At 63.9% G+C, this 25867-nt stretch carries 15 protein-coding genes and 2 pseudogenes; 12 read left to right on the top strand and 5 right to left on the bottom strand.

Features of this window, described 5'->3' with window-relative positions:
- Positions 1-86: 86 nt before the first annotated feature.
- The 4 genes and pseudogenes from hpf to trpD all read left to right on the top strand — a co-directional run bounded on the left by hpf (position 87) and on the right by trpD (position 5246).
- The gene (gene hpf / locus P272_RS0107845) at positions 87-761 is read left to right on the top strand and encodes a ribosome hibernation-promoting factor, HPF/YfiA family (RefSeq protein ID WP_029678987.1); all 675 of its coding nucleotides are present in this window, start codon (positions 87-89) and stop codon (positions 759-761) included.
- 226 nt (positions 762-987) lie between these two features.
- Positions 988-3487: pseudogene (gene secA, locus P272_RS0107840) on the top strand (preprotein translocase subunit SecA); the annotation flags it as partial.
- Positions 3488-3702: 215 nt separating this feature from the next.
- A pseudogene (locus P272_RS09700) lies at positions 3703-3897 on the top strand (SEC-C metal-binding domain-containing protein); the annotation flags it as partial.
- 248 nt (positions 3898-4145) lie between these two features.
- On the top strand, positions 4146-5246 hold the full coding sequence (trpD, locus tag P272_RS0107835) for an anthranilate phosphoribosyltransferase (protein WP_029678985.1): 1101 nt from the start codon (positions 4146-4148) through the stop codon (positions 5244-5246).
- A gap of 95 nt (positions 5247-5341) precedes the next feature.
- Here trpD and P272_RS0107830 read toward each other — a convergent pair whose 3' ends face one another.
- Entirely contained in the window at positions 5342-5887 is a 546-nt protein-coding gene (locus P272_RS0107830) for a hypothetical protein (RefSeq protein ID WP_052323243.1), read from the bottom strand.
- A gap of 48 nt (positions 5888-5935) precedes the next feature.
- Here P272_RS0107830 and P272_RS0107825 point away from each other — a divergent pair, with 48 nt between their 5' ends.
- Positions 5936-6631: a lysophospholipid acyltransferase family protein gene (locus tag P272_RS0107825; protein ID WP_029678983.1), complete on the top strand. Its 696-nt coding sequence runs from the start codon at positions 5936-5938 to the stop codon at positions 6629-6631.
- A 17-nt stretch (positions 6632-6648) separates the two neighbouring features.
- Here the strand turns inward: P272_RS0107825 and P272_RS0107820 are convergent, their stop codons facing one another.
- Both P272_RS0107820 and P272_RS0107815 read right to left on the bottom strand, forming a co-directional pair.
- Positions 6649-8877 carry a Stk1 family PASTA domain-containing Ser/Thr kinase gene (locus P272_RS0107820; RefSeq protein WP_029678982.1) on the bottom strand — a complete coding sequence of 743 codons (2229 nt, stop codon included), beginning with the start codon at positions 8875-8877 and terminating at the stop codon, positions 6649-6651.
- Positions 8870-10096: a polyprenyl synthetase family protein gene (locus P272_RS0107815; RefSeq protein ID WP_172636727.1), complete on the bottom strand. Its 1227-nt coding sequence runs from the start codon at positions 10094-10096 to the stop codon at positions 8870-8872. The genes P272_RS0107820 and P272_RS0107815 overlap by 8 nt, the downstream gene beginning before the upstream one ends.
- Before the next feature lie 200 nt (positions 10097-10296).
- Between P272_RS0107815 and P272_RS0107810 the strand changes: the two genes are divergently transcribed.
- The 4 genes from P272_RS0107810 to P272_RS0107795 all read left to right on the top strand — a co-directional run bounded on the left by P272_RS0107810 (position 10297) and on the right by P272_RS0107795 (position 19873).
- Positions 10297-10902 carry a DUF4192 family protein gene (locus tag P272_RS0107810; protein WP_044097929.1) on the top strand — a complete coding sequence of 202 codons (606 nt, stop codon included), beginning with the start codon at positions 10297-10299 and terminating at the stop codon, positions 10900-10902.
- Positions 10903-11016: 114 nt separating this feature from the next.
- A complete protein-coding gene (locus P272_RS0107805) occupies positions 11017-12441 on the top strand; it encodes an RNA polymerase sigma factor (protein ID WP_029678979.1) in 1425 nt (474 codons plus the stop codon).
- Positions 12442-12571: 130 nt separating this feature from the next.
- A complete protein-coding gene (locus tag P272_RS0107800) occupies positions 12572-14920 on the top strand; it encodes a DNA gyrase/topoisomerase IV subunit B (protein ID WP_029678978.1) in 2349 nt (782 codons plus the stop codon).
- A 48-nt stretch (positions 14921-14968) separates the two neighbouring features.
- A complete protein-coding gene (locus P272_RS0107795; RefSeq protein ID WP_029678977.1) occupies positions 14969-19873 on the top strand; it encodes an ATP-dependent helicase in 4905 nt (1634 codons plus the stop codon).
- A gap of 17 nt (positions 19874-19890) precedes the next feature.
- Here the strand turns inward: P272_RS0107795 and P272_RS0107790 are convergent, their stop codons facing one another.
- Positions 19891-22515 (bottom strand): DNA gyrase/topoisomerase IV subunit A, encoded by a 2625-nt coding sequence (locus tag P272_RS0107790; protein ID WP_029678976.1) that lies wholly within the window; start codon positions 22513-22515, stop codon positions 19891-19893.
- Between the two features lie 113 nt (positions 22516-22628).
- On the opposite strand from P272_RS0107790, the gene P272_RS0107785 reads away from it, so the two are divergent.
- On the top strand, positions 22629-23852 hold the full coding sequence (locus P272_RS0107785) for an alkaline phosphatase family protein (protein ID WP_029678975.1): 1224 nt from the start codon (positions 22629-22631) through the stop codon (positions 23850-23852).
- On the opposite strand, the gene sepH is transcribed toward P272_RS0107785, so the two are convergent.
- Positions 23853-24932, bottom strand: coding sequence for a septation protein SepH (sepH, locus tag P272_RS0107780; RefSeq protein ID WP_029678974.1), 1080 nt, complete (start codon positions 24930-24932; stop codon positions 23853-23855).
- Positions 24933-25099: 167 nt separating this feature from the next.
- Between sepH and P272_RS0107775 the strand changes: the two genes are divergently transcribed.
- Positions 25100-25393, top strand: coding sequence for a DUF4193 domain-containing protein (locus tag P272_RS0107775; RefSeq protein WP_024627827.1), 294 nt, complete (start codon positions 25100-25102; stop codon positions 25391-25393).
- Positions 25393-25857, top strand: coding sequence for a dUTP diphosphatase (gene dut, locus P272_RS0107770; RefSeq protein ID WP_029678973.1), 465 nt, complete (start codon positions 25393-25395; stop codon positions 25855-25857). The genes P272_RS0107775 and dut overlap by 1 nt, the downstream gene beginning before the upstream one ends.
- Positions 25858-25867: the final 10 nt, after the last annotated feature.

The following is a 25867-nucleotide window of genomic DNA, read 5'->3' as shown; positions in this document are numbered from 1 at the left end:
CGGATACAATCGGAAGCACAGTCGATGGTGACCAAGTCCGCCATCGCACCAGCGGTTCGTCCGCTCACAAGTGCAAGGAGATTCCCATGGAGATCGTCATTACCGGTCGACATACCCAAATCAAGCAGCGGTTCCGCGATGTTGTGGACAGCAAGATGAACAGGGTGACGGCCATCGCCCCCGATGCACAGCGCATCCAGGTCGTTCTGACACATGAAGGCAATCCCCGCCAGGCTGACAGCGCCAAGAGGGTGGAGCTTACGGTCCAGGCCGGCAAGACCGTGATTCGCGCCGAGGCTTCCAGCGCCGACGAGTTCAGCGCACTGGACATGGCCTTGGACAAGCTGACCCAGCGTCTGCGTCGGGTCCGTGACCGCCGCAAGGACCACCGCCGCGGACTGGAGCATCCGCCCCTGCCCGCTGATCTGCCCGTGGATGACCAGACAGGCGATGAGGGCGATCAGGGCCAGGAGTCCAACCCAGACAACAGCGCCCAGAGCGCCGTGGCTTCGGACCTGGCGCCGGGCCAGTCGGTCGAAGTGCAGGTGGGCGACACCCCCATCGTCATTCGCCGCAAGCTGCACATCGCCGAGCCAATGAGCATCGACGAGGCTCTGTACGAGATGGAGCTGATCGGGCACGACTTCTTCCTCTTCGTCAACAAGGAGACCCAGCGGCCGTCGGTGGTCTACCGTCGGCACGGGTGGAGCTATGGCGTCTTCGAGATCGATACGCCCGAGCATGTAGGCCAGAAGAAGTAAGCGCAAAACGGATATTGAACTGTGGGGCGATTCCCCGGCGGCAGGTTGGCCCGGCCTCCGGAGGATTGCCCTTCTTCAATGACCGACCCGGCTGCCAAGGCCGCAGCTGGGTTTGTGGAACCATCGGTTTCGAGAAAATCGGTGCATTCGCGTAAGATAATCAAGGTCTGGGCCTACGTCAGCTGAGGGCGTGCGAAGGCCATAAAAGAACGGTAGGGAGCGCAACGTGGTAGCAGTCTTGGACAAGGTCCTCCGTATGGGCGAGGGTCGTCAGATTCGCAAGCTTCAGGGGGTGGCCAAGGCGACCAACGCCTTCGAGGATCAGATCTCGGCCATGAGCGACGAGGAGCTCAAGGCGCAGACGCCTAAGTTCAAGCAGCGACTGGAGAACGGCGAATCCCTCGATTCCCTGATGCCTGAAGCCTTTGCCACGGTTCGTGAGGTTTCCAAGCGCACCCTGGGCCAGCGGCATTTCGATGTCCAGCTGATGGGCGGAGCGGCCCTGCACTGGGGCAATATCGCCGAGATGAAGACCGGCGAGGGCAAGACCCTGGTGGCCACCCTGCCCAGCTATCTGAATGCCCTTGAGGGCAAGGGCGTGCATGTGGTCACCGTCAACGACTACCTGGCCTCATACCAGAGCGAGCTCATGGGGCGCATCTTCCGCTTCCTGGGTATGAGTGTGGGCTGCATCATCACCGACCAGCGTCCCGCCGAGCGCCGCAAGCAGTACCAGGCAGACATCACCTACGGCACCAACAACGAATTCGGCTTCGATTACCTGCGCGATAACATGGCCTGGGACAAGGACGAGCTGGTTCAGCGAGGCCACCATTTCGCCATCGTGGACGAGGTGGACTCCATTCTGATCGACGAGGCCCGAACTCCTCTGATTATCTCCGGACCGGCCGAGGGCGACGTGACCCGATGGTACCGGCAGTTCGCCAAGTTGGTCCCCAAGCTCAACAGGGATGAGGACTACGAGGTCGACGAGAAGAAGAAGGTTGTCGGCATCCTGGACCCCGGCATCACCAAGGTGGAGGACTACCTGGGCATCGACAACCTCTACGAGCCCGCCAACACCGCCCTGATCGGATACCTGAACAACGCCATCAAGGCCAAGGAGCTCTTCCTGCGCGACCGCGACTACGTGGTCCAGAACGGCGAGGTCCTGATCGTGGACGAGCACACGGGCCGTCTGCTCAAGGGCCGCCGCTACAACGAAGGCCTCCACCAGGCCATCGAGGCCAAGGAGGGCGTGGAGGTCAAGGCCGAAAACCAGACCTTCGCCACCATCACCCTGCAGAACTACTTCCGCATGTACGACAAGCTGGCGGGCATGACCGGAACGGCCGAGACCGAGGCCGCCGAGTTCATGAACACATACAAGCTGGGCGTATTGCCCATCCCCACCAACAAGCCCATGATCCGCAAGGATCAGCCGGACCTGATTTACCGCACCAAGAAGGAGAAGCTGACCGCCATCGTCCGCGATGTGGCCAAGCGGCATGCCAAGGGTCAGCCCATCCTGCTGGGCACCGCCTCTGTGGAATCCTCCGAGGTGGTCTCCTCCCTGCTGGATGTGGCCGGCATCGATCACCAGGTCCTCAACGCCAAGCAGCATGCGCGCGAGGCTGCGGTCGTGGCCGTGGCAGGGCGCAAAGGGGCTGTGACCGTGGCCACCAACATGGCCGGACGTGGCACCGACATCATGCTGGGTGGGAACGTGGAGTTCCTTGCCGATCAGAAGCTCAAGGAGCAGGGCTACTCCTCCGACGACACTCCAGAGGAGTATGAGAAGCGCTGGTCGAAGATGCTGGACTCCGTCAAGGAGCAGGTCAAGGACGAGCATGAAGAGGTCGTCAAGCTGGGTGGCCTCTATGTGCTGGGAACCGAGCGGCACGAGTCCCGCCGTATCGACAACCAGCTGCGCGGCCGTTCGGGCCGTCAGGGCGATCCTGGCGAGTCCAGGTTCTACCTGAGCCTGGAAGACGACCTGATGCGCCTCTTCAATACCGGGATGGTGGCTCAGCTCATGTCCAAGAGCATGCCCGAGGGTCAGCCCATCGACAAAAAGAGCGTCTCCAAGGGCGTGCGCAACGCACAGAAGTCCGTCGAATCCCGCAACTATGAGATTCGCAAGAACGTGCTCAAGTACGACGACGTGATGAACAAGCAGCGTCAGGTCATCTACGGCGAGCGCCAGGCGGTGCTCAAGGGCGAGGACATTCACAAGGACATCCTCCGCTTCATCAGCGAGACCATCACCTCATACATCCGGGGCGCGCAGAAGGGCTCGGACAAGCCCGAGGACTGGGATGCCGACGGGCTCTGGAAGGCGTTGGCCTCCGTTTACCCTGTCAGCCTTGACCAGGATGAGACCATGGACTCCCTTGAGGGTCTGAAGGGTGACAAGGCCGTCAAGGCCCTGGCGGACAAGCTGGTGGAGGATGCAGATTCCATCTATCAGGAGCGTGAGGATGAGCTGGGTGAGAAGGGCTCCAGACAGCTGGAGCGCCAGGTGGTCCTCTCCGTCCTGGACAGCAAGTGGCGTGAGCACCTCTATGAGATGGACTACTTGAAGGACGGCATCGGCCTGCGCGGCATGGGCCAGCGTGACCCCCTGGTCGAGTACCAGCGCGAGGGCTACCAGATGTACAACTCCATGATTGATGCCATCAAGGAGCAGACCGTACAGCTGCTCTTCAACGTGGACCTCAAGCAGATTGCGGCCAGCCAGGAGAACGAGCGCCGTGCCCGCGAGGAGCGCAAGGAGAACGAGGAGAGCCAGTCCGAGCCGGTCAACTACCAGGCGCCCGAAGAGCCTGATGCCGAGGACGAGACCACCGACATCGACGAGACTGCTGAGGAGCATGCCGAGGATGCCCCGGCTGGCAGCATCCAGGAGGACTCCGAGGAGGATGCCGCTGAAGATAGCGCTCCGGCTCCGGTCGGCCCCGCGCCCATCAGCCATGCTGAGGGCAAGGTTCCTGCCAACAAGAGGCCCAAGGCCGTAGAGGATCACTCGCCTTGGTCTGATGGCCGCACCTTCCCGGGTACGCCCCGCAACGCCCCGTGCCCCTGCGGCTCTGGACGCAAGTACAAGATGTGCCACGGCCAGAACGAGAAGAAATGACAGGTTCTCATAATCATTAGCAACTTCTGCAGATAGGGTTACCGATTCATTTAGGGTTGCTGATCTGATTGACGGCCATTGCTCACCAGGGCGGTGGCCGTTTCCATATAGTGGATTGCCTATTTTCATATATTGGTAGCAAAGTGACCAAAATATGGGATGGCCTTGTGCAGGGGAGGGACAGGGCAGTAAACCTAGAGCAAACAGCGGGGCATCCAGCCTCGCTTCTTCAAAGGAAAAGAGTCATCATGCGGCCACTTAGCTGGAAATCCGTCCTGAACTCCTTGGTGTCCGGTCGACACCTGAGCGCGGATGAGGCCGAGTGGTGCATGAACGATCTGATGGACGGAAATGCCGACCCGGTGCAGGTGGGGGCCGCCCTGTCCATGCAGTCCACCCTGGGTCTGACCAGCCCGGAGGTCGAAGGGGCTGCCAAGGCGATGGTGGGCCATGCGGTGCCGCTGAAGGTCAGGGGTGATGTGACCGACATCGTCGGTACCGGCGGCGACGGGGCGGCGACCGTCAACCTGTCAACCATGGGCGCCATCGTGGCTGCGGCTGCAGGGGTCAGAATCGTCAAGCACGGCAACCGGGCCGCATCCAGCAAGAGTGGTACCGCCGACTGTCTGGAACAGTTGGGCCTTCCCCTGGATCTGCCACCCAAGGAGGCGGCTGCCATGGCTGACCGCTACGGCATCACCTTCGTCTTTGCCAAGACCTTCCACCCTGCCATGCGGTTTGCAGGGCCTGTCCGCTCGTCGCTGGGGATTCCGACCGTCTTCAACCTGCTGGGACCCCTGACCAACCCGGTCAACCCGCGCTATGTGGCCATCGGATGCGCCCAGCGCCAGCTGAGCCCCATGATGGCCCAGGTCTACGCCTCACGCGGCCAGGAGGGCATGGTCTACACCTCGGTCGAGGGTCTTGACGAGATGGCTCCGACCGGTCCGGTCTCCATCTGGGAGATCCACCAGGGCAAGGTGGAGGAGCGGACCTTCGACCCGACCCGTGAACTTGGTATCGATCCGGTGGATTTGGATGATCTGCGCGGCGGCGACCCCGCCTTCAACGCAAACGTCGTCAGGGACTTCCTGGCTGGAAAGTCGGTTCCTTCGCGTTCCACGGCCCTGCTCAATGCAGCCTCGGCCATCGTGGCAGACGGCACGCAGATCGACGCCGGTCCTGAGGACGACCTCAGCGTTCGGTTTGCCCAGGCCTATCAACTGGCTACCGAGGTTGTGGACCAGGGCAGGGCCGCCGACCTGCTGGCAGCCTGGATCCACGGAGCCCAGGAAGCGCAGTCCCGCTGCCAGCAAGAGGAACAGACACGCCGTCCGGTCTTGGTGTAGTTTCGCGGCTGCCAAACCTGTTTGGGCCCCGCTGGTTGATATTCCTGCCAGGGGGCCCGACTATTTTGGCGGTTTATATATGGCGGCTCATGCCATCATCGCCGGTAGTGCCGTTCGTCGTCATCGAAGAGCCCGCTTGAATCATCTCGGAAATTCTTCCGGTCGATGATCAGTCCGGCGATGCCGATCAGCAGGAGCAGGCCCGCCAGCAGGCTGGTCAAGCCGGACCAGCGGGGGATGAAGATGGTCAGGAAGAAGCAGACCAGGCCCAGACCCGTCATGATCATGAAGGCCACCCGCCTCCTGCCCATGTCGCTCAGGTCAGGGTTGGGCGGCACAAAGTTCGACGACTGGTCCATGACCTCGTCGGTGTCCAGCCAGCTGCTGCCTTGGAAATCGCGCGGTCCGGAGCCGCCGACGAAGGAGTCGCGCTTCAAGTCCTCGGCCCTCAGCGCCGCCTTCTTCTCGGACTTTCGAGCCTTCTTTTCGAATTCCTTGGCCGTCCTGGACGATTCCAGGGAACCCAACTCATCAGCGTGCGAATTCAGGAAGTCCGCCCACTCCTCGTCCCCCTGTGAGGATCCGGTTCCCGGCTCGCTGTTATACTGATTCCCGGCGTCGTTATGCTTGTGCTCGGTCATAGAACCATCGTAACCTCGGCCGCACGCATTCGCTACCAAGGAGTCTCTGTGCTGTACTGGTTCTTCGTCAAACTGCTCGGTCCGTTGGCGCGTACCTGGTTCAAACCGACCGTTGAAGGCACGGAGAACATTCCCAAGCAGGGGGCTGCCATCATTGCCTCCAACCATCTGGCCGTCATCGACGACGCCCTGCTGCCCATCACCTGCCCCAGGATGATTCACTTCATGGGCAAGGCCGAGTACTTCAACGGCAAGGGGATAAAGGGCAAGTTCAAGAAATGGTGGTTCAGCTCGGTTGGCGTCTTTCCCGTGGACAGATCAGGCGGCTCCAAGTCGCTGGGAGCCATGGAAACGGCGCGTTCCATCCTTGAGCACGGGCACATTTTCGGTATCCATCCGGAGGGCACGCGCAGCCCGGACGGCAGGCTTTACCGAGGGCACACCGGGGCGGCGCGACTGGCCTTCGAGACCGGGACGACGGTGGTGCCCGCAGCCATCATCGGCACCAGGCAGCTTCAGGAGCCCGGCCACGTGCTTCCGCATAAAGGCAGGACCAAGGTCATCTATGGCAAGCCCATCACGGTGCCCTATGTGCCGGTCAACAGCCTCACCCATGAGGAGATCCGCAACCTGACCGACAGGATTATGCAGGAGATCCAGGAGATGAGCGGCCAGCGCTACGTGGACGTATATGCCCAGGTCATCAAGGCCCATGAGGACAAAGAAGAACTGGCTGAAGACTGACTGTAGAGACAGGGCCGTCAGACCACGGTCAGGGTCACGACGGCCGGCGAGCCGTCGTCATTGACCACCTTGACCTGGGTACCCGGGTTGGGGTCCTGGATTCGCACCGTGTGGGTCAGATTGCCCAGTGGCGCGGAGATGTTGACCTTGAGTCCGTATCCTTGCAGAATCTGGGTCGCCTCGTCCTGACTCTTGCCCTTCACGTCGGGCATGCTGATGAATTGCGGCCCCTTTGAAATCACCACGTTGACCGCATCGCCCCAGTGCAGCTGCTCCTGGGCCTGGTGGGAGGCGGAGATCACCTGGTTGCGGGGCACCGAATCTGACCAGTCCTCGCTGTAGTTGACCTTGAGCCGGAGGGCCTCCAGGGCCGCCTTGGCATCGTCCCTGGCCTTGCCGATGATATCGGGCATGGCCACGGGCATTCGACCCTTGGACAGGACCAGGCTGACCTTGGTATCGTGCCGGGTCTTGGTCCCTGGGGCCGGCTCCACCGAAATCGCCGCCCCCTCGGGTACATCCATGGAGTACTGGTCCTTGGAGGAGTCATGGTCGATCTTGTCGAATCCGGCCGCCTTCAGGGCCCGCAGAGGATCCTTGCCGTTGGCGGTGTCCGGCATGAGGATGTCCTTGGGGACCGTGGCCCGGCGAATCCCCTTGGAGACGGTCAGGTTAAGGCTGCCACCACGCTTGCTGATACGGGCTCCGACGGTATCGGGTTCCGCGGCCATGATGGCCCCTTTGGGCACCTGGTCGCTGAAGTCGTAGTCGGTGTAGACATCGATGCCTGCGACCTTGAGCGTGCTGGCATACTTGGCGTAGTCGGCGCCGATGACCTTGCACTCCTGATTCTCGGAGCAGGAGATGTCATCCGGCTTGGGCAGGGCGACATAGCTGCCCGGACCCAGGTAGTACCACCAGGCGCCACCGCCGCCTCCGCCCAGGGCCAGCACCAGCAGAATCACCAGTGCGATGATCAGGCCCCGATGCCGGTGCTTGGGCTTGGCTGTTTCGGTGCCTTGCTGCAGGGTCTGGGCGGAAGCCGGGACGACGTTTGCATCGGCGGGGGATGCTGTCGGGTCCTGAGGCTGCAGGATGGTGGTGGTCTCTGCCCGGGAGGGGGTGTCCACGTCGTTGAGCCGATAACGCCTTGTCGCAGCGTCCGCATCGGTTTCGGGCGGGGCGGGCACATTCAGGACTGTGTCCGAATTTTCCGGGTCGGATGTTGCAGCAATGGTCTGTGTGGCCGCATCCTCGGCATCGTCGATTGGTGCTGTAGCCCCCTGGGTTGGTGGTTCGGGCGTCTCAGGGTTGGCAGGCTCGGGCTGCCCGCCGGCTGCGGCTGTTACGCCCGCTGCCGCCCCTGCAGGCAGCACGTAGTCCATGGCCTGACGGTCCAGTCCCCTGACCACCTTCCTCAGGCTCTCCAGGGCCCTGCCGGCATCATCCGGGCGATTTTCGGGGGAGCGGTCGGTCAGACTGGAGACCAGGGCGGCCACGGACGGGTCGATTCCCGGGCAGGCCCTGGCCAGGGAGGGGACGTCCTCGTGGACGTGCTTGAAGACGATGGTCACCGGATTGTCGCTGGCGAAGGGGACCGTGCCGGTCAGCATCTCGTAGGCGATGATGCCCACGGCGTAGAGGTCGCTCTGGGGGGAGGCCTCATTGTTTTCGATGGTTTCGGGGGCCAGGTAGGCGGCCGTACCCATAAGCATGCCCGTCGAGGACAGGGTTGCCTGGGCTGCGGCGCGGGCCAGGCCGAAGTCGGTGATCTCCACATGGCCACGGTCGTTGATGAGGATGTTTTCCGGTTTGATGTCGCGGTGGATGACGCCGGCTCGGTGGGCGGAAGCCAGGCCGTCCAGGATTTCACCCACGATGCGCAAGGTCTCCTTCAGGGGATAGACGCCCTGTCGTGCCATGTCCCGCCGCAGGCTGATTCCGTGGACATACTCCATGACCAGGTAGTCCAGCCCCTGATCGACGCCGGTGTCGTAGACCTGGACGATGTGGGGGTTGGCGATGGCGGCCGCCGACCTGGCCTCCCGGCGGAAGCGCTCCTCGAACTGGGCCCTGTGCGGCCCCTGGGCCAGCATGGTGTGCATGATCTTGACCGCCACATGCCTGGACAGCCGCAGATCCAGGGCCTCGTAGACCGTGGCCATGCCACCTTGCGCAATCTCGCGCAAAATGCGGTAGCGCCCGTCTATGATCCGGTCGCTGGTCCTCTCGTCCGCTTCACTCATGCTCGTCTTGTCCGGCCCTCTGCACCTCGGAGGCCTGACCGGCCTCGGCATCAATGGAAGATACACGTTCATGATACCCGGCGGTGGTGGCAAGCGGCAGGAAGCGTCGGCAGGCCTTCAGGAAGATGGTTCGGCCTTCTGCCGACAGATGCAGATCATCAGCCAGGGCCTGTGCTTCGGCCTGGGCTCGGGTGGACAGGTCGGCAATGCGTCGACGACTGGCATCTACGGCCCCACAGGACTGCATCAGGTCGCGGACCACATTCATCTGGGCATCCTTGCGGCGTTCGGCCGGGGAATCGTAGAGTCGGCGGACCTCCTTGGCCTGATCAGGGTCGGCCATGGCCAGGGTGTCGGCCAGGAGGACGGTCCGCTTGCCCTCGCGAATATCGCCGCCCACGGGTTTGCCGGTACGGCGGTCGTCGCCTGCCACATCCAGCAGATCGTCCGTCAGTTGGAAGGCCAACCCCAGATCAAGACCCAGGGCGCGCACTGATTTTTTGTGCTCTTCCAGGTCTGCTCCAGCGGCCAGCAGGCCCAGAGCCAGGGGGGCCATGGTGGTGTAGGAGGCGGTCTTCCAAGCCATGGTGTGCAGGGCCTGACTGTGTAGGCATTCCGGATCGTCGAGGGAAGCCTCTTCCATACCCATGTCCAGGACCTGGCCGGTGACCACAGCCGTCTGCATGGCTTGAAAGGCCCTGCTGATGGCCGGTCCCTGGGGCAGGTCGGCAGCCGCTTGGAAGGCTATTTCTGTGCTCAGCGAGGCCAGCAGGTCGCCAAGGAGGATGCCCAGACCGGTGCCGCGGGCATCGGGGCCAGCGGGGGCCCGGTCGCTCGAATCGTTTCCGGCAGCCGATCGGCTCAGGGCCAGATGGGCGGCCGGACGGCCCCGACGACGAGGTGAGCCGTCGATGATGTCGTCGTGGACCAGGGCGCTGGTCTGATAGACCTCCAAGGCGCAGGCCAGGTCCACTGCCGCCTGCTCACGCTCTGGATTCCGCTCGGAGTCCAGAGCCTCCCAGACATCGCAGAGCAGCAGGGCGCGCAGTCGCTTGCCTCCCCGGCCAGCCTCGATTGCCTGGAGGATGACCTCCTGCAAGGCCCCCTGGGAGGGGTCCTGATCCAGGGGATGGTCCAATCCAGGCTCTGGAGCAGTCAGGTGGTGGCAGTGGTCCTGGAGCAGTTCCTCCATGCGTTGTTCGACCCGTGCTGCAGTCACGCTCTTCATGCCTTAGAGCCTATCCGCATATCTGCCCAGCGGGCAGGCTGCACGGCCCGTGGCTGCAGGGAGCATGGTGGATGGATGACCCCACTTGACCACATGCTCGGCTGTGGCCTTTCCGACGGTTCCTACCGGCTCAGGATGGTGCCAAGGCTCCCCGGACCTCAGACCGGGAGCGGATGGGAGGCAATGACGGCATGAACGATGCACACGAAGACGGCATGACAAAACTTGTGGAGAACTACCGAGAGGGCCGACGACGATGGGGTGTGGAAGATGCTGACAGGCGATGGCTCCAGCAACCCTTGACAGACTGGACAACCGGCTTGAAAGGGCAGCAGCCGCACCCGCCTTTGGACTCCGATACGGCTGAACGTCTGGCTGTGGCCATCAAGGAGACCCTGGCCATACGTGACGGGCTCATTCTGTCCATCCTGGCGCCTGAGCCTGGTCTGGACAGGGATCGGTTGCTGGACCTGTGCGTTCGTCCCAACGATCCATCCAACGTGACGGCGCTCTGCAGCATTCTGGATGCGGTCTTCAAGGATCCTACGACACGGCCGGACCAACCCCGTTGCCAGGCTGGACTGGCCATGCTTGTGTCCATGGCGGATAAGGTTCCACCTGGGTTCCGGTCCCAGCCCCTGGCGGTCGCGGCCTACGTCGACTGGTGGAGTGGGGGATCCCGGGCATCCGGGTTTGCCGAAGAAGCTCTGTGTGACGACCGCTCATGCAGTCTGGCCGCCATCGTCCTGGCACTGATCGGTCGCGGCATCGACCCGGCTTGGAGGCAATCGGGCTGAATCGGGAATAATCGTCCCCCTGGGGTGGTTCACTTTAATGAGTCTACGATTTGACCTTGCCATAGCTGCGCCTTAAGAGCAGTGTCGGCGGGTGGGATGATCCAGGAGGAGAATTTGGCCACGAAGGACACCAAGTCAGCCAAGACAGCCGCAGTGGATACCGGAAAGGGCCGGACCAGTTCAACCGCCGGCAAGACCAAGACCGCCACCAGGTCCAAGACCAGCAGCAGCAAGGCGTCCCGCAAGACTTCGTCCCGCAAGACCGCCACTGCCAGCACTTCGACGGCCAAGACGAACCGCCGTCCGGCTTCCAAGACCACGAAGAAGGTCGAAGAGGAGCCCATCCTGCAGCAGGAGGAGCAGGAACCCGACGAGGACCTGCTCGAGGACCAGGAGGATGACGACCAGCTGGACAAGAGTGAGGATCAGCTGGAGGATGAGCCCGACGAGGACGATCAGGAGGAGGACGAGGCCTCCCAGGTCGAGGATGAGGCCGAGGAGGACCGTAAGGCCGCCCATGCCCTCGCCGCCAAGGTCAAGGGTGCCTTTGTCGTCGACGATTCCGATGACGATGAGAATGTCACCCCCTCAGGCAATCCCAAGCGTCGTGTGGTCACCGCTGGTGCTACTGCCGATCCCGTCAAGGACTACCTCAAGCAGATCGGCCGCGTCAGCCTGCTGAACGCCGAGCAGGAGGTGGACCTCTCCGAGCGTATCGAGGCCGGCCTCTATGCCCAGCATCTGTTGGACACCGAGGGCGAAGGCATGGACTTCAAGCGCCGCCGTGAACTCAAGTGGGCCGCCAACGACGGGAAGAAGGCCAAGGACCATCTGCTGGAGGCCAACCTGCGACTGGTGGTCTCCCTGGCCAAGCGCTACACCGGCAGGGGCATGCTCTTCCTGGACCTGATCCAGGAAGGCAACCTGGGCCTGATCCGCGCAGTGGAGAAGTTCGACTACACCAAGGGCTACAAGTTCTCCACCTACGCCACCTGGTGGATTCGTCAGGCCATCACCCGCGCCATGGCCGATCAGGCCCGCACCATCCGTGTGCCTGTCCACATGGTCGAGGTCATCAACAAACTTTCCCGCGTCCAGCGTCAGATGCTGCAGGACCTGGGCCGCGAGCCCACCCCAGACGAGCTGGCCCGGGAGCTGGATATGCCCGTCGAGAAGGTCCAGGAGGTCCAGAAGTACGGGCGCGAGCCCATCTCACTGCACACCCCTCTGGGCGAGGACGGCGACTCGGAGTTCGGTGATCTGATCGAGGACACCGACGCCATAGCCCCCTCGGATGCTGTGGCCTTCTCCCTGCTGCAGGAGCAGTTCCAGCAGGTGCTTGAAACCCTGAGTCCCCGCGAGGCCGGCGTCATCAAGATGCGTTATGGCCTGGAGGATGGGCAGCCCAAGACCCTGGACGACATCGGCCGCGTATACGGGGTCACCCGTGAGCGCATCCGCCAGATCGAGTCCAAGACCATGTCCAAGCTGCGGCATCCTTCGCGCTCGCAGACCCTGCGGGACTTCCTGGATCAGTGACCTCTGCGCCCGGCGGGGAGGTACTGATGCTGTCGAGGCCTCCTTGCTAAAAATGGTCATCGGTGCGTAAGCGACCGCCCATGTGAGGACCCCGGTCCTCCTGGGCGCCAAGAGGTGAACGGCGAGGTAAATGGTGGCGAAAAAGCCTGATAAGGGGAAGTCCTATGGTGCCGGCAGTCTGACGGTCCTGGATGGCTTGGACGCAGTGCGCAAGCGTCCAGGCATGTACATCGGGACCACGGACAGCCAGGGTCTCATGCATTGCCTTTGGGAGATCATCGACAACGCCGTGGACGAGGCCCTGGCCGGCCAGTGCGACCACATCAAGGTCATCCTGCACAAGGATGGCTCCATCGAGGTGGACGACAACGGCCGAGGCATTCCCGTCGATATTGAGCCTCGAACGGGGCTGACCGGCGTGGAGGTGGTCCTGACCAAGCTTCACGCCGGCGCCAAGTTTGGCAACTCTTCATACACGGCTGTTGGCGGCCTGCACGGCGTTGGCTCTTCTGTGGTCAACGCCCTGAGCTCCCGGCTGGACGTGGAGGTGGACAGGGACGGCAAGACCCACCGGATGCGCTTCCACCAGGGCCATCCTGGTACCTACCAGGATCCTGACCCGGAACACCCCTCGCCTGACTCGCCCTTCAAACGCACCAGGAAGAACAGGCCTACACCCCTGGAGATAGTGGGCAGCGTGCCCAAGTCCCGGACCGGCACCAGGGTGCGCTACTGGGCCGACCCGGAAATCTTCAACCCCACGGCCCGGTTCAGCTACGCCCAGCTGATCGACCGGGTGCGTCAGACTAGTTTCCTGGTGCCCGGCCTCAAGATCACCGTGATCGACGACCGCATCCCCGCAACAGGAAGCGCTGAACAGGACCTGCGTCTGGAGGTCGATGGCGAATCCGCTGCGGAGCCGGACGATCAGGACGTTCAAGAGAACCTTCTTGAATCGTCTGTCAGCGGTGACCTCACTGACGAAGGTGCCGGAGACGAAGGTGCCGAGGACACGCAGACGGATGATGCCGACCTTTCGGCCACCGAGCAGGCTGACCGGGCCATGCTGAAGCCGGAGGACGAGTCCGGCCATCAGCGTGTGGAGGAGTTCCTGCACACTGGCGGAGTGACGGACTTTGTTGACTTCCTGTCCAAGGGCGAGCCGGTCAGCGACATCTGGCGGATCAGCGGCCAGGACACCTACCAGGAGGAGACCCAGCGGGTGGGCTCGGACGGCGAGCTGCATGCCGAGCAGGTGGAGCGTGTCTGTGGGGTGGATATAGCCCTGCGCTGGGTCAATGACTACGATTCAATCGTCCGCAGCTTCGTCAATGTGGTGGAGACGCCCGGCGGAGGCATGCACGTGGACGGATTCATGAACGCCATGACCCGCCAGGTGCGCAAGGCCGTGGAGGCCAACGCCCGCCGCCTCAAGGTCAACCTCAAGGACTCCCACACCAAGGTGGAGCGCGACGATGTGCTGGCCGGGCTGGTGGCCGTGGTCACCGTGCGCATCGCCGAGCCGCAGTTCCAGGGCCAGACCAAGGACGTGCTGGGCACGGCCCAGGTCAAGCCCATCGTCACCCGGATGACCGACGACCAGTTCGGCCAGATGATCAGCGGCTCCAAGCGCGGCTTCAAGGAGCAGTCCGGCCAGGTCCTGGAGAAGATCGTGGGTGAGATGCACGCCCGCGTCCAGGCACGCAAGACCAAGGAGGTCACCAGGCGCAAGAACGCTCTGGAATCGGCCTCCATGCCCTCCAAGCTCTCGGACTCCATGCCCGGCAACGACGACATCGCCGAGCTGTTCATCGTCGAGGGCGATTCCGCCCTGGGTACGGCCAAGGCCGCCAGAAACTCCATGTTCCAGGCCCTGCTGCCCATCCGCGGCAAGATACTCAACGTGCAGAAGGCCTCTCTGTCCCAGATGCTGACCAACAAGGAGTGCGCCTCCATCATCCAGGTGGTCGGTGCCGGTTCGGGAGCCAGCTTCGACATCGACCAGGCCCGCTACAACAAGGTCATCATGATGACCGATGCCGACGTGGACGGCGCCCACATCCGCATCCTGCTGCTGACCCTCTTCTATCGCTACATGCGGCCCCTGATCGAGAACGGGCGGGTCTACGCCGCCGTGCCGCCCCTGCACCGAATCGCCCTGGCAGGCAAGAACAAGGGGAAGTTCATCTACACCTATTCGGATGATGAGCTGGAGGGCAAGCTGGCCGACCTGCAGGCCAAGCACATCGACTACAATCCCGATGTGCAGCGCTACAAGGGTCTGGGCGAGATGGACGCCGACCAGCTGGCCGACACCACCATGGATCCCAGGACCCGCATGCTGCGCCGCATCCGCATGGAGGATGCCGCTCAGGCGGCCGGCATCTTCCCCCTGCTCATGGGTGACGACGTGCCGCCCCGCAAGCAGTTCATCGTGGACAATGCCGACGACTTCGACCGGAGCAAGATCGACACCTGATCGACCTTCAGCAGGGCCCAAAGGGGCGGGGAGAGGAGTGTGACGCATATGGGCGATTCCTTGGATAATTTCTCCCCGCAGACGGCTGGCTGGTTCCGCCAGGCCTTTCCTCAGGGTCCCACACCGACCCAGGTACAAGCTTGGCCGGCCATCCGCACAGGCGGCGATGCACTGATCATCTCGCCCACCGGGTCGGGTAAGACCCTGGCTGCTTTTCTTTGGGCCATTGATGAGCTCATGACCAAGCCTCGGCACTTCCGGAAGCCTGGGGTCGCTGTGCTCTACATCTCGCCCATGAAGGCCTTGGGGACGGATGTGGCCCGCAACCTGCAGGCTCCGTTGGAGGGCATTGCCGAGCAATTTGCACAGCAAGGACGCAAAGCGCCCAAGGTCCGGACGGGCATCCGTACCGGAGACACCGACGCCCGTGGCCGCAGGGCCCTGGCCGCCCATCCGCCGGATATTCTGGTCACCACCCCAGAATCGCTCTATCTGATGCTGACCTCCAAAACGGCCAGCACACTGAAGAATGTGCAGACCGTTATTGTGGACGAAATCCACGTTTTGGCAGGCAACAAACGAGGGGCTCATCTGGCCCTGAGCCTGGAGCGGCTGGACGACCTGGTCGGAGGGCCCGTGCAGCGAATCGGCCTGTCGGCTACGGTCCGGCCGCCAGAACAGGTGGCACGTTTTCTGGGTGGCGGCCGTCCGGTCAGCCTGATCCAGCCCAAGTCTGCCACAGCCATGGACCTGCGACTGATCGAGCCCTTGGAAGACATGGGGGATTTGGCTGCGCCTCCCGGCGAATCCGACCAGGAGGGTCAGGATGGTGACCAAAGAAGCGGATCCATCTGGCCGGCAGTCGAGAGGGCCATTCTGGACCAGGTCCTGTCCCACCGCACCACCCTGGTCTTCGTCAACTCCCGCGGCCTTGCCGAGCGCCTGACCGCCCGGCTGAACGACCTCCACCAGTCCGATCTGCAAGCTTCCGGTCACGACCGGCCAGGTTTATCCGATGAAACAGATGAGCCCAGGGAGCCTGCCCACTACGATTCGGCCACCGGGTCCACCTCCGAGAGAACCTCCGGCCTGAGTGTCGACCAACCCATTGCCATGGCCCACCATGGTTCGGTGTCCAAGGAACGCCGCCGACAGGTGGAGGACGACCTCAAGGCCGGCAGACTGCGGTGCGTGGTAGCCACCTCCAGCCTGGAGCTGGGCATCGATATGGGCTCGGTCGATCTGGTCATCCAGGTCAACGCCCCGCTGTCGACCGCCTCGGGGCTGCAACGGGTGGGCCGGGCCGACCACCAAGTGGGACGGGTATCGCAGGCCAGGCTTTTTCCCCTGACCCGCGAGCAGATCCTGGAGTGCACGGCCAGCATGGAAAGCATGGTCCAGGGCGACATCGAACCCACCATCATGCCCAGCAGTCCCTTGGACGTTCTGGCCCAGCAGACGGTGGCCGCAGCTGCCATGGGACCACTCAAGGAGGAGGATTGGCTGGCCACGGTCAGACGGGCCGCGCCCTTTGCCCACTTGGACCGGCAGGTCTATCGGGCGGTGCTGGGCATGCTCAGCGGCGCCTATACATCCCAGGACTTCACCGCCTTCCGCCCCATCCTGGTCTGGGACCACCAGACAGGCACGCTGACGGCCCGCCCTGGCGCGCAGCGACTGGCGGTGACCTCCGGAGGCACCATTCCCGACCGTGGCTCCTACAGCGTGGTCATGCCCTCCGAGGCCGCCGGTGGCAAGCCTCGCCGAGTGGGGGAGCTGGACGAGGAGATGGTCTACGAGTCCCGGAAGGGGGACGTGATCACCCTGGGTACCACCTCCTGGAGGATCCAGCAGATCACACGCGACCGTGTGGTGGTGGTACCCGCCCAGGGACGCTCCGCCAGGTTGCCCTTCTGGCACGGGGAGGGCACCGGCCGCGACCCTGCCTTCGGCCGTCGCCTGGGCAGGCTCGCCAGAGAACTGTCGCAGGGCCTGATACCGGCAGTCCAGACTGCCTCCGGTCGGCCAGGATTCACTCAAACCGTCTGTTCTCGTCTGTTGGAGGACGGCCTGGACCGTCCTGCTATCAACAATCTGGCCGCCTTTCTGGCAGAGCAGCAGGCCTCCACCGGCCGGGTGCCCGACGACCGGCACCTGGTGGTTGAGCGTTGCCCCAACGAGGAGGGCGATCTGAGGCTGATCCTCCATTCGCCATACGGCCGCAGGGTCAACGAGCCCTGGGCCCTGGCCATCGCCGCCCGGCTCTCCAGCGAGCGCGGCTACGACGGATCAGTCTGGGCGGGGGAGGATGGCATCGTCGTGCAGATCCCGGGCACCGATGCCTTCCTGGAAGATCGGCGAATATTCGGATTCACCCCCGATCAGGTGGAGCGCGAGGTCCGACGGCACTTGGTCGGCTCGGCGCTCTTCCAGGCCCGCTTCCGCCAGTGCGCAGCCCGTTCGCTCTATATGCCCAGGATGGAGCCCGGTCGCAGGGTTCCGCTTTGGCAGCAGCGTCTGAGGGCCTCCCGTCTGCTGGACGCGGCCCTGAAGGAGGATGATTTTCCCCTGGTTCTGGAGACCATGCGCGAGTGCCTCCAGGACGTCTACGACATGCCTGCCCTGCGCGAGCTCATGGCCGACCTGGAGCAGGGGAGCGTCCGTCTGGTCCCGGCCTCCACCAAGACTCCATCGCCCATGGCCTCAGGGCTGCTCTTCGGTTACCTGGGTACCTTCATGTACCAGTACGACATGCCCAAGGCCGAGCGCGACGCCGCCATGCTGGCCATCGACTCCGACCTGCTGGAGCAGATGGTCGGGCAGGTGGACATGGCTGACCTTCTGGACCAGGAGACCGTCGACCAGGTGACCGCTGACCTGCAGCGTCTTTCGCCTGGGACACGGGCCAGGGGGGCCGAAGGGCTGGCCGACCTCTTGCGGACCCTGGGCCCCATGGATCCGGCCGGGATTCGTCGGCGCATGCGTGGTCAGGAGGACCAGCCGGTGACGGAGGCACAGGTTCGGGCCATGCTGGATGAGCTGCAGGCCCAGTCCAGGGTGGTCAAGGTCAGACTAGGCACTCGCGACTGTTGGGTATGGGCCGGTCAGGCAGAGCGGCTGACGGCGGTCCTGGGCCCAGGTATCACCCAGCCATCCGTCCAGTCAACACAGGAATCGGAATCAGACAGCGAGGCCTTCGATCAGCTGGTCAGGCAATACGCCGAAGTCCATGGGCCATTCACCACCGAGGACCTGGCCGGCCACCTGGGCCTGGGCAGTGCACTCTTGGAGGACAGACTGCGTTCCTTGGCCTCACGCGAGCTGTTCATGACCGGGGTCTTTCCCAGACCTGACCTGAGTGCCTATGGCGAGCCGGGATTTGAGGGAGGCGAACCCCGCCGAGGGTGGCTGGATCCCGAGGTCTTCCGTCGGCTGCGCTCGCGGTCCCTGGCCAAGGCCAGCAAGGCCGCCAGTCCCGTCGCCGGTCATGTCTACAGCGACTTTCTTCTTCATCGCCAGGGTCTGGCGCCTCTGGGTCAGGAACCCTTGATGGGCACTGAAGGATTGCTGGAGGTGGTAGGGCAGCTGGAAGGGCTGGCTCTGCCGCCCGAACTCTGGGAGTCGGCCATCTTTCCGGCCAGGGTGCGTGATTACGGTCCCGCATTGATGGACGATCTGCTGGCTTCGGGCCAGGTGGTCTGGGTGGGGTCCGACCAGGGGGAGGGCCCGTTGGGCGCCATGACCTTTTATCTGGCCGAGGACCTGGATGAGGAGCTTTCAGTACAATCCGTCGGTTCTCCGTCGCTTACGGATGGGAGCGGCAAGTCGAGCATCCCAGGTAACGCGGGCGGTCTGGAAGAGACCCTGTTGGATGTTCTGGCCGACGGGGGAGCCTACCGCTTCGATCGCCTCCTGCGTGCCTGTGGCGACCGTGGCGGGGATGGCATCGAACCCTCCGATTCCGAAGCCCCTGACCAGGAGGCCATGGCCCGGTCGCTCTGGGACCTGGTCAGGCGTGGGCTGGTTACCAACGCTTCCTTGGCTCCGGTTCGGCGCCTGGTTCGAGGATCGGAATCGCAACGCTCGGGTAGGACCCGCCGTTTGCCCCATGGTCTGCGTGGACGTGGTAGGCCCTTGGGTCGCGCAGCCTTGGCAAGGACGGCCGGCTCATCAGCACTGTCAGCGGCTGCGGAGGGATTCTGGACTCTGGTTGCGGATGAGCGCGAAGCAGCGGGAGCTGCAGCGGGGATTGGCGTGGCCGATCCAAGCGACAAATCTAGAGGTAGCCGGGACGATGACCGGCAGCGGACCGTCCGCCTGGTCCACGAGGAGCAATCCATCCTGGACCGCTATGGGCTCCTGGCCCCGGTTCTGCCTGAAGTGCGGTCCCTTCCCGGCGGATTCTCGGCCCTCTATCAGGTCTGTAGACGCATGGAGGAGGCCGGACAGCTGACGCGTGGAGTCATCGTCGACGGGTTCGGTGGCGCCCAGTTCGCTCCCCGGGAGGTGATCGACCAGCTCAGAGGTTTCCAAGAGGATGAGCGCGATGATGATGGTGACGGCGAATCGGAGCAGCGGCCCCCCGAACCCGTGGTCATGGACGTGACCGATCCAGCCAACCTCTATGGCACGGCCCTTGCCTGGCCGACCACATCAGAGGATGCCGGCGGTCGTCCCATCCGGCGGATGGGTAACCTCTTGGTGCAGAATCGAGGCCGTGCACTGGTCTATGCAGCGCCCAAGGGGCATCATCTGCTGGTCTTCGGTGAGCCCGAGCGTGGATTGCTGGAGGTCGCCTTCACCCAGCTGGCCTCATGGCTGAGACGGGGCGGGCAGGGGCGCATCCTCTTCAGTGATGCCAATGGCCGGCCCCTGACCATGCGCGAACCGGTGGGCATGGCCCTGGCCGCCGCCGGATTCACAGCCGGGCCGGGCGGCATGGCCCTCTACTGAGTTTTTATCGAGCGTCCTCAGGCCACGAAGGCGATGGGCGCTGCCAGCTCCTGGCCTGAGGCATCCCGGCGCATGTCCACGTCGGGCAGTTCAACCGGTGATCCGGCAGCGGTGCTGGCATGCAGGGGCCAGGCGCCCACCCGGGCCAGCAGCAGGGTGTCCTGGCCCTTGAGGAAGCGCTGGGAGCGCACGCCGCCCGTTCCCCGACCCTTGACCGGATACATCTCCAACGGGGTCAGCTTGGCCGATCCGTTCTCGGTGCCGGGCAGTGCCTCGGAGTCGCCGGCCACGGTCAGGACCACGGCCCCGGCCTGGGTGCTCATGCCATCCTCGCCGGTCTCCTGATAGGTCCAGCCGATCTCCCCGGCCGGCACCACCGCGAAGGTGGCGACCTGGCAGCCCTGGGCCAGACGGATGCCCGCCATGCCTGCTGCATTGCGGCCCTGGGGTCGGACCTTGTCCCCGGTGAAGGTCAGCAGGCTGGCATCCGAGGAGATGAGCACCATGCGGTCCCCGTCCTGGCAGGGGGCCGCGAAGAGCACCTGGTCGCCATCCTTCAATTCGATGACCGACCAGGAGTCCATGGTGGTCGGGGACTCGCGGTTCCAGCGCTTGACCGTGCCCAGCCGGGTGCCCAGGGCCAGGGGTCGGGAGTCGGCCATGTCGATGACGGTGACGGCGTGCTCGTCGGCCTGTGGTTCGGTGCTGGCGGTTCCGCCCAGGAGCTCGTCAGCCACGATGCCCCCGCTCAGGTTGGGGTTGGCGGTGGCTGGGATCAGCGGCAGGTCGGCCACGGGGGCAGTGATCAGCCGGCCAGCCGTGGTGACCAGGCCATAGGTGGCCAGGGTGGTGGTGGCGAATATGGCGATGATCTGGTCGTCGTGCCCCCGGTCCTGGTTGCGCGGCCGGGACCGCCAAGCATCCAGGGCACCCGGGGTGCTGCGTGCCAGCAGGCCGGTGGCGCTCATCATGACCGTGCAGGGCTTGTCCTCCATGTGCAGGTCGCCGCCGTCACCGCCGCGGCTGGTTCCTCCGCTGGCCAGCAGTGCGGCCTGTGGGCCAGCACTGGCCTTGCTGGAGGTTTGCTGGTCGTCGGCTGCTGCTGACTGCACGGGGGCCAGGTCACCGGAGGGCTCCTGGTCCAGGATGACCGTGCGTCTGGGTGTGCCCCACTGGGCCACCGCCTGATCCATCTCCTTGATGACCACCCGGTCCAGCTCGGCCGAGGAGCCCAGAATCCGCTCCAGTTCCTCCAGCTGCTTCTTGAGGTCGTCGCGCTCGCCCTCCAGCTCGATCCGGCTCATCTTGGTCAGCCGCCGCAGCCGCAGGTCAAGAATGTACTGGGCCTGGGTCTGATCCAGGTCGAAGACCGCCATCAGCCTGGTCTTGGCCGCATCCGCATCGTCCGAGCTGCGGATGACCTGGATGACCTCGTCAATGTCGACCAGGGCCAGCAGGAGCCCTTCGACCAGGTGCAGACGTTCCAGGGCCTTCTTGCGGCGGAATTCGCTGCGTCGATGGATGACCGTGCGCCGGTGCTCCACCCAGACCTCCAGCAGCTCCTTGAGCCCCATGGTTCTGGGCCGTCCGTGGACCAGGGCCACGTTGTTGATGGTGAAGGAGTCCTCCAGAGGCGTGTACTTGAAGAGCTTGCCCAGAACCTTTGCCGGGTCGAATCCCGTCTTGATCTCGATGACCAGGCGGGTCCCGTTGTGCCGGTCGGTCAGGTCGATAGCGCTGGAGATACCCTCCAGCTTGTGGTTGCGCACCCCTTCGGAAATACGCTCCAGAACCCGCTCGGGGCCCACCATGAAGGGCAGCTCGGTGACCACGATGGCCTTCTTGCGGGCGGTCACGTTCTCCAGGTGGGTGACGGACCTGGTCACGAAGGCCCCCCGGCCGTGCTCGTAGGCCTTGCGGATGCCGTCCCGACCCACGATGATTCCGCCGCCGGGCAGATCAGGACCGGGCACGTAGCGCATGAGTTCGTCCAGGCTTGCGTCCGGGTGGGCCATCAGATACTTGGCGGCAGCCACCACCTCGCCCAGATTGTGGGTGATCATGTTGGTGGCCATGCCCACGGCGATGCCCGAGGCTCCGTTGACCAGCAGGTTGGGGATAGCCGAGGGCAGGACCTGGGGCTCCTTGAGCTTGTTGTCGTAGTTGGGGGAGAAGTCCACCGTGCCCTGGTCGATGTCGGCGTTCATGCCCAGCGCCGCCGGGGCCAGCCTGGCCTCGGTGTAGCGGGAGGCCGCCGGACCGTCGTCCAGGGATCCGAAGTTGCCGTGGCCGTCGACCAGGGGCAGGCGCATGGCGAAGGGTTGGGCCAGGCGGACCATGGCCTCGTAGATGGATGAGTCGCCGTGGGGGTGCAGCTTGCCCATGACCTCGCCCACGGCCCTGGCGGACTTCATGTAGGGGCGGTCAGGGTTGAGGTTCATCTGGCCCATCTGGTAGATGATCCGCCGCTGGACCGGCTTGAGTCCGTCTCGTGCGTCGGGCAGGGCCCTGGCGTAGATGACCGAGTAGGCGTATTCCAGGAAGGACTTGCTCATCTCCTCGTTCAGAGGGGTTTCGACGATGTGCTCCTTGACCTGCCGGGGGTCATACCCCGCCGCCTTGCTCCTGCGATGAGTTGCCATGCTCCAGCTCCTGCTCCTTCACGTTCCGCCTTATGATAACCGGACGGTCCGCCAAAGCGTGCCTGCCCGGCTCCGATGTCGGCCTGGGGTCTGACCGTGCTTGAATGGAAGGCATGGGTCTGGATACACCTGACATGAAGGAACTGCTGCAGCCGAGTCCGCCTATCCGATACGGGGACCAGGCGGGGGACAAGCAAGTCGGCGGGGCCAGGCATCTGTCGGCCGTCCTGCCAGCTCTGAGCGCCTGCCTGGGATCGCCCGTGGCCACTGACGTCCATCCGTCTGCCAAGGCACTCCAGGAGGCCCTGGGACTGCCTGATGCCCGGTCGGTGGTTGTCGTTCTGGTGGACGGGCTGGGATTCTGGAATCTGGTCAGCCGTCAGGGCCATGTGCCCTACCTGCGCTCGCTTTTGTCCGAACCCATCAATCAGCGTCCCATGTACACCAGCCTGCCATCGACCACGGTGGCGGCCATGGGGGTCTTCGGCACCGGAACCAGCCCTGGACTGACCGGCATGACCGGCTACACCCAGCTGAACCCTGACACCGGTCAGTTGGGCCAGATGATTCAGTTCAGAGGCGCCCAGGATCCCGAGCGTCTTCAGCGCCGCCCCACGGTCTTCGAGGCCCTCCAGGCGCAGGGGGTCCGTGTGACCTCGTCAGGCCTGCCGCGTTTTCGCAACTCCGCCCTGACTCGGGCGGCTCTGCGCGGTGGGGAGTATGTAGGCCACAATCACTCCCGTCAGCGTCTTCTGGCCGCCTGCGAAGCTGCCCGCCAGCCAGGGCTGACCTACCTCTATATTCGCGATGTGGACAAGGTGGGCCACCACAGCGGTTGGGAGGGCGAGGAATGGGTGGCAGCTCTCGAAGCGACCGATGCACAGCTGGCCGAGCTTCATCGCCGCCTGCCCGCCGGGACACTGACGGTGATCGTAGCCGATCATGGCATGGTCCAGGCTGATCCGGACCAGCGCATCGACATTGCCCAGGACCCGGAACTGAACCGGGATGTGCGACTGGTGGGTGGCGAGCCCAGGGCTGTCATGCTCTACCTGGACCAGGGGGCGGATCCCCAGGTCGTGGCTGCACGCTGGCATGAGCGTCTGGGGGAGCAGGCCTGGGTGCTGACCCGGGACCAGGCCGTCCAAGGGGGAATCTTCGGCCCTGTGGATGCCCGGGTTCGCCCCATGATCGGCGACCTTCTGGTTCTGGCAGGTGACCGGATCACCCTGGTGAATTCTGCAGATCAGACTGATGCCGCGACCAGACTGCCCGGCGTACATGGTTCATGGACCCGTCTGGAGACGCAGATTCCCTGCCTTATCGATCTGGTCTGACTACTTGCCGAAGAGGATCTCATCCCAGCTGGGTACGGCAGACCGCCCGGAGTGCTTTTTGGCCCGCTTGCCGCGGCGTCCCTCCTTGGACCCGTCCTCTTGCTCATCCTGACCGGCATCATCGCCTTGTTGCTCCTGGTGGACCTGCTCCTGGTCAGCCTGGCTCTGTCCATGGTTCTGCACGGGCAGGACCATGGTGGATTCATTGTCTCGGATGGGCGGATGCTCGGCCGTGTCGGGGTCCTCGGTCAGTTCTGCGCTGGGATGGCTGGGCTCTCGCTCGGCTGCCCGATCCTGGCCTTCCTTGGGCTTGCCATAGAGCCAGGCCGTGAGTGCCGCCTGGCGCTCGCCGTCCTCCTGGCCGTCCGAGCCACGGTCCTCCTCCTCGATTTGGGCAAGGGCATCTTCCTGGTTTGGAGGCCGTCTGTCGGTTTGGTCGTCGATTTCTTCGTCGGGGCCCTGGTCCCAGGCGGGCCGCTCCTGGCCATGGTCGTCTGTGGAATCGTCCAGCAGCATCCTGGCTGCCCCGTTCAGGCAGGTCACGGTGTTGTCATGCATGTTCCAGGCCCAGCGGGCGTTGAATATCCGCTTGTCCAGCGTAAACACGCCATTGATGTTCCAGGGTTCGTACCCTCGCCTGGTGGCCTGCCAGGAAACCTGTGACAGACTGACCCCGGCACGGGCCAGCACCTTGCCGATCAGTTCCTGATAGTTATGTCCGCCCGACCCCTTGGGCGCCGGCATGGTCAGGAACTGCTCGATGGCGTACTTCTTTTCGGTCTCCACCGGGGCCGCGAAACGCCGTACCAGCGCTTCGTTGACAGCGTATTGCTGAGCCACCTGCTCGGGGCGGGCGCCAGCGCGCACAGCCGCCTGAATGGCAGAGACAGGCAGCGGCTTGGACTTGCCGGTCTGGGGATCCACGTCCTCTTCCTCCTTGACCTGCTTGGCCTCAAGAATGGCGCGATCAAGCGCATCGTCGACCCTTACGGCGAAGTGCCGGTGGTCACAGACGAAGACCAGATCGCCCCTGTCGTCGACATGGTCAAAGCTGGCCACCCTGGTCCCATTCTCAGACATGCACGCCCCTATCCTCTTACGGTTCCTTTACACGGCCTTAGGTATTTCCATTGTGCCCTACGGTTGGTATTTTACGTGCTTTTGAAATCGTGTATCCTATGCGCAGTACATATCGTGTGAAATGACCGGCATACGAGGTGGCTGGTCGAACAAGGAAAGGGTACACGATGGCACAGGATTACGATACCCCGCGCGACAAGGACGAAGACGAGGAATCCCTGCAGGAGCTTGGCAAAAGCGGCCAGGATGCCGGGGCTGACCTTGACGACGACGAGAACGCCATCGCCGAGGACTACGAGCTGCCTGGCGCCGACCTGAGCAATGAGGACTCTTCGGTGACCGTCATCCCCATGCAGGGCGATGAATTCATCTGCTCCAACTGCTTCCTGGTCAAACACCGGAGCCAGCTGGCCTACACAACACCCGACGGCAAGCCCGTCTGCAAGGAGTGCGCCGCCTGATGGCCTATGACGAGTCCTACAACGAGCCTGAAACGGTCGAGGTCCTGTTCCAGTCCTTGGATGGGGCCGAGGTGCCGGAATACGCCATGCCCGGTGACGCGGGGGCTGATTTGCGAGCCAGGGTGGCTGTAGATCTGGCCCCTTTCCAGCGGGCCTTGGTGCCCACCGGAGTGGCCCTGGCCCTGCCCAACGGATACGTCGGCCTGGTTCATCCCCGCTCGGGACTGGCGGTCAAAATGGGGGTGACCGTGCTCAATGCGCCCGGGACCATCGATGCCGGGTACCGGGGCGAGATCAAGGTGCCGCTGATCAACCTGGATTCGCATGAATCGGTCCATTTCGAGCCTGGGGAGCGCATCGCCCAGCTGGTCATCCAGCGCTATGTGCAGGCCCGTTTCGTGCCCGCCGAACGCCTGCCTGGCTCGGTGCGTTCGGATGGCGGATTCGGCTCGACCGGCCGCTGAGGCACCCCTC

The sequence above is a fragment of the Bifidobacterium sp. 7101 genome, from assembly GCF_000499285.1.
GTDB lineage: Bacteria > Actinomycetota > Actinomycetes > Actinomycetales > Bifidobacteriaceae > Bombiscardovia > Bombiscardovia apis_A.
Note: the sequence above shows the minus strand (reverse complement) of the source record. Positions and strands in the feature narration are given on the sequence as shown.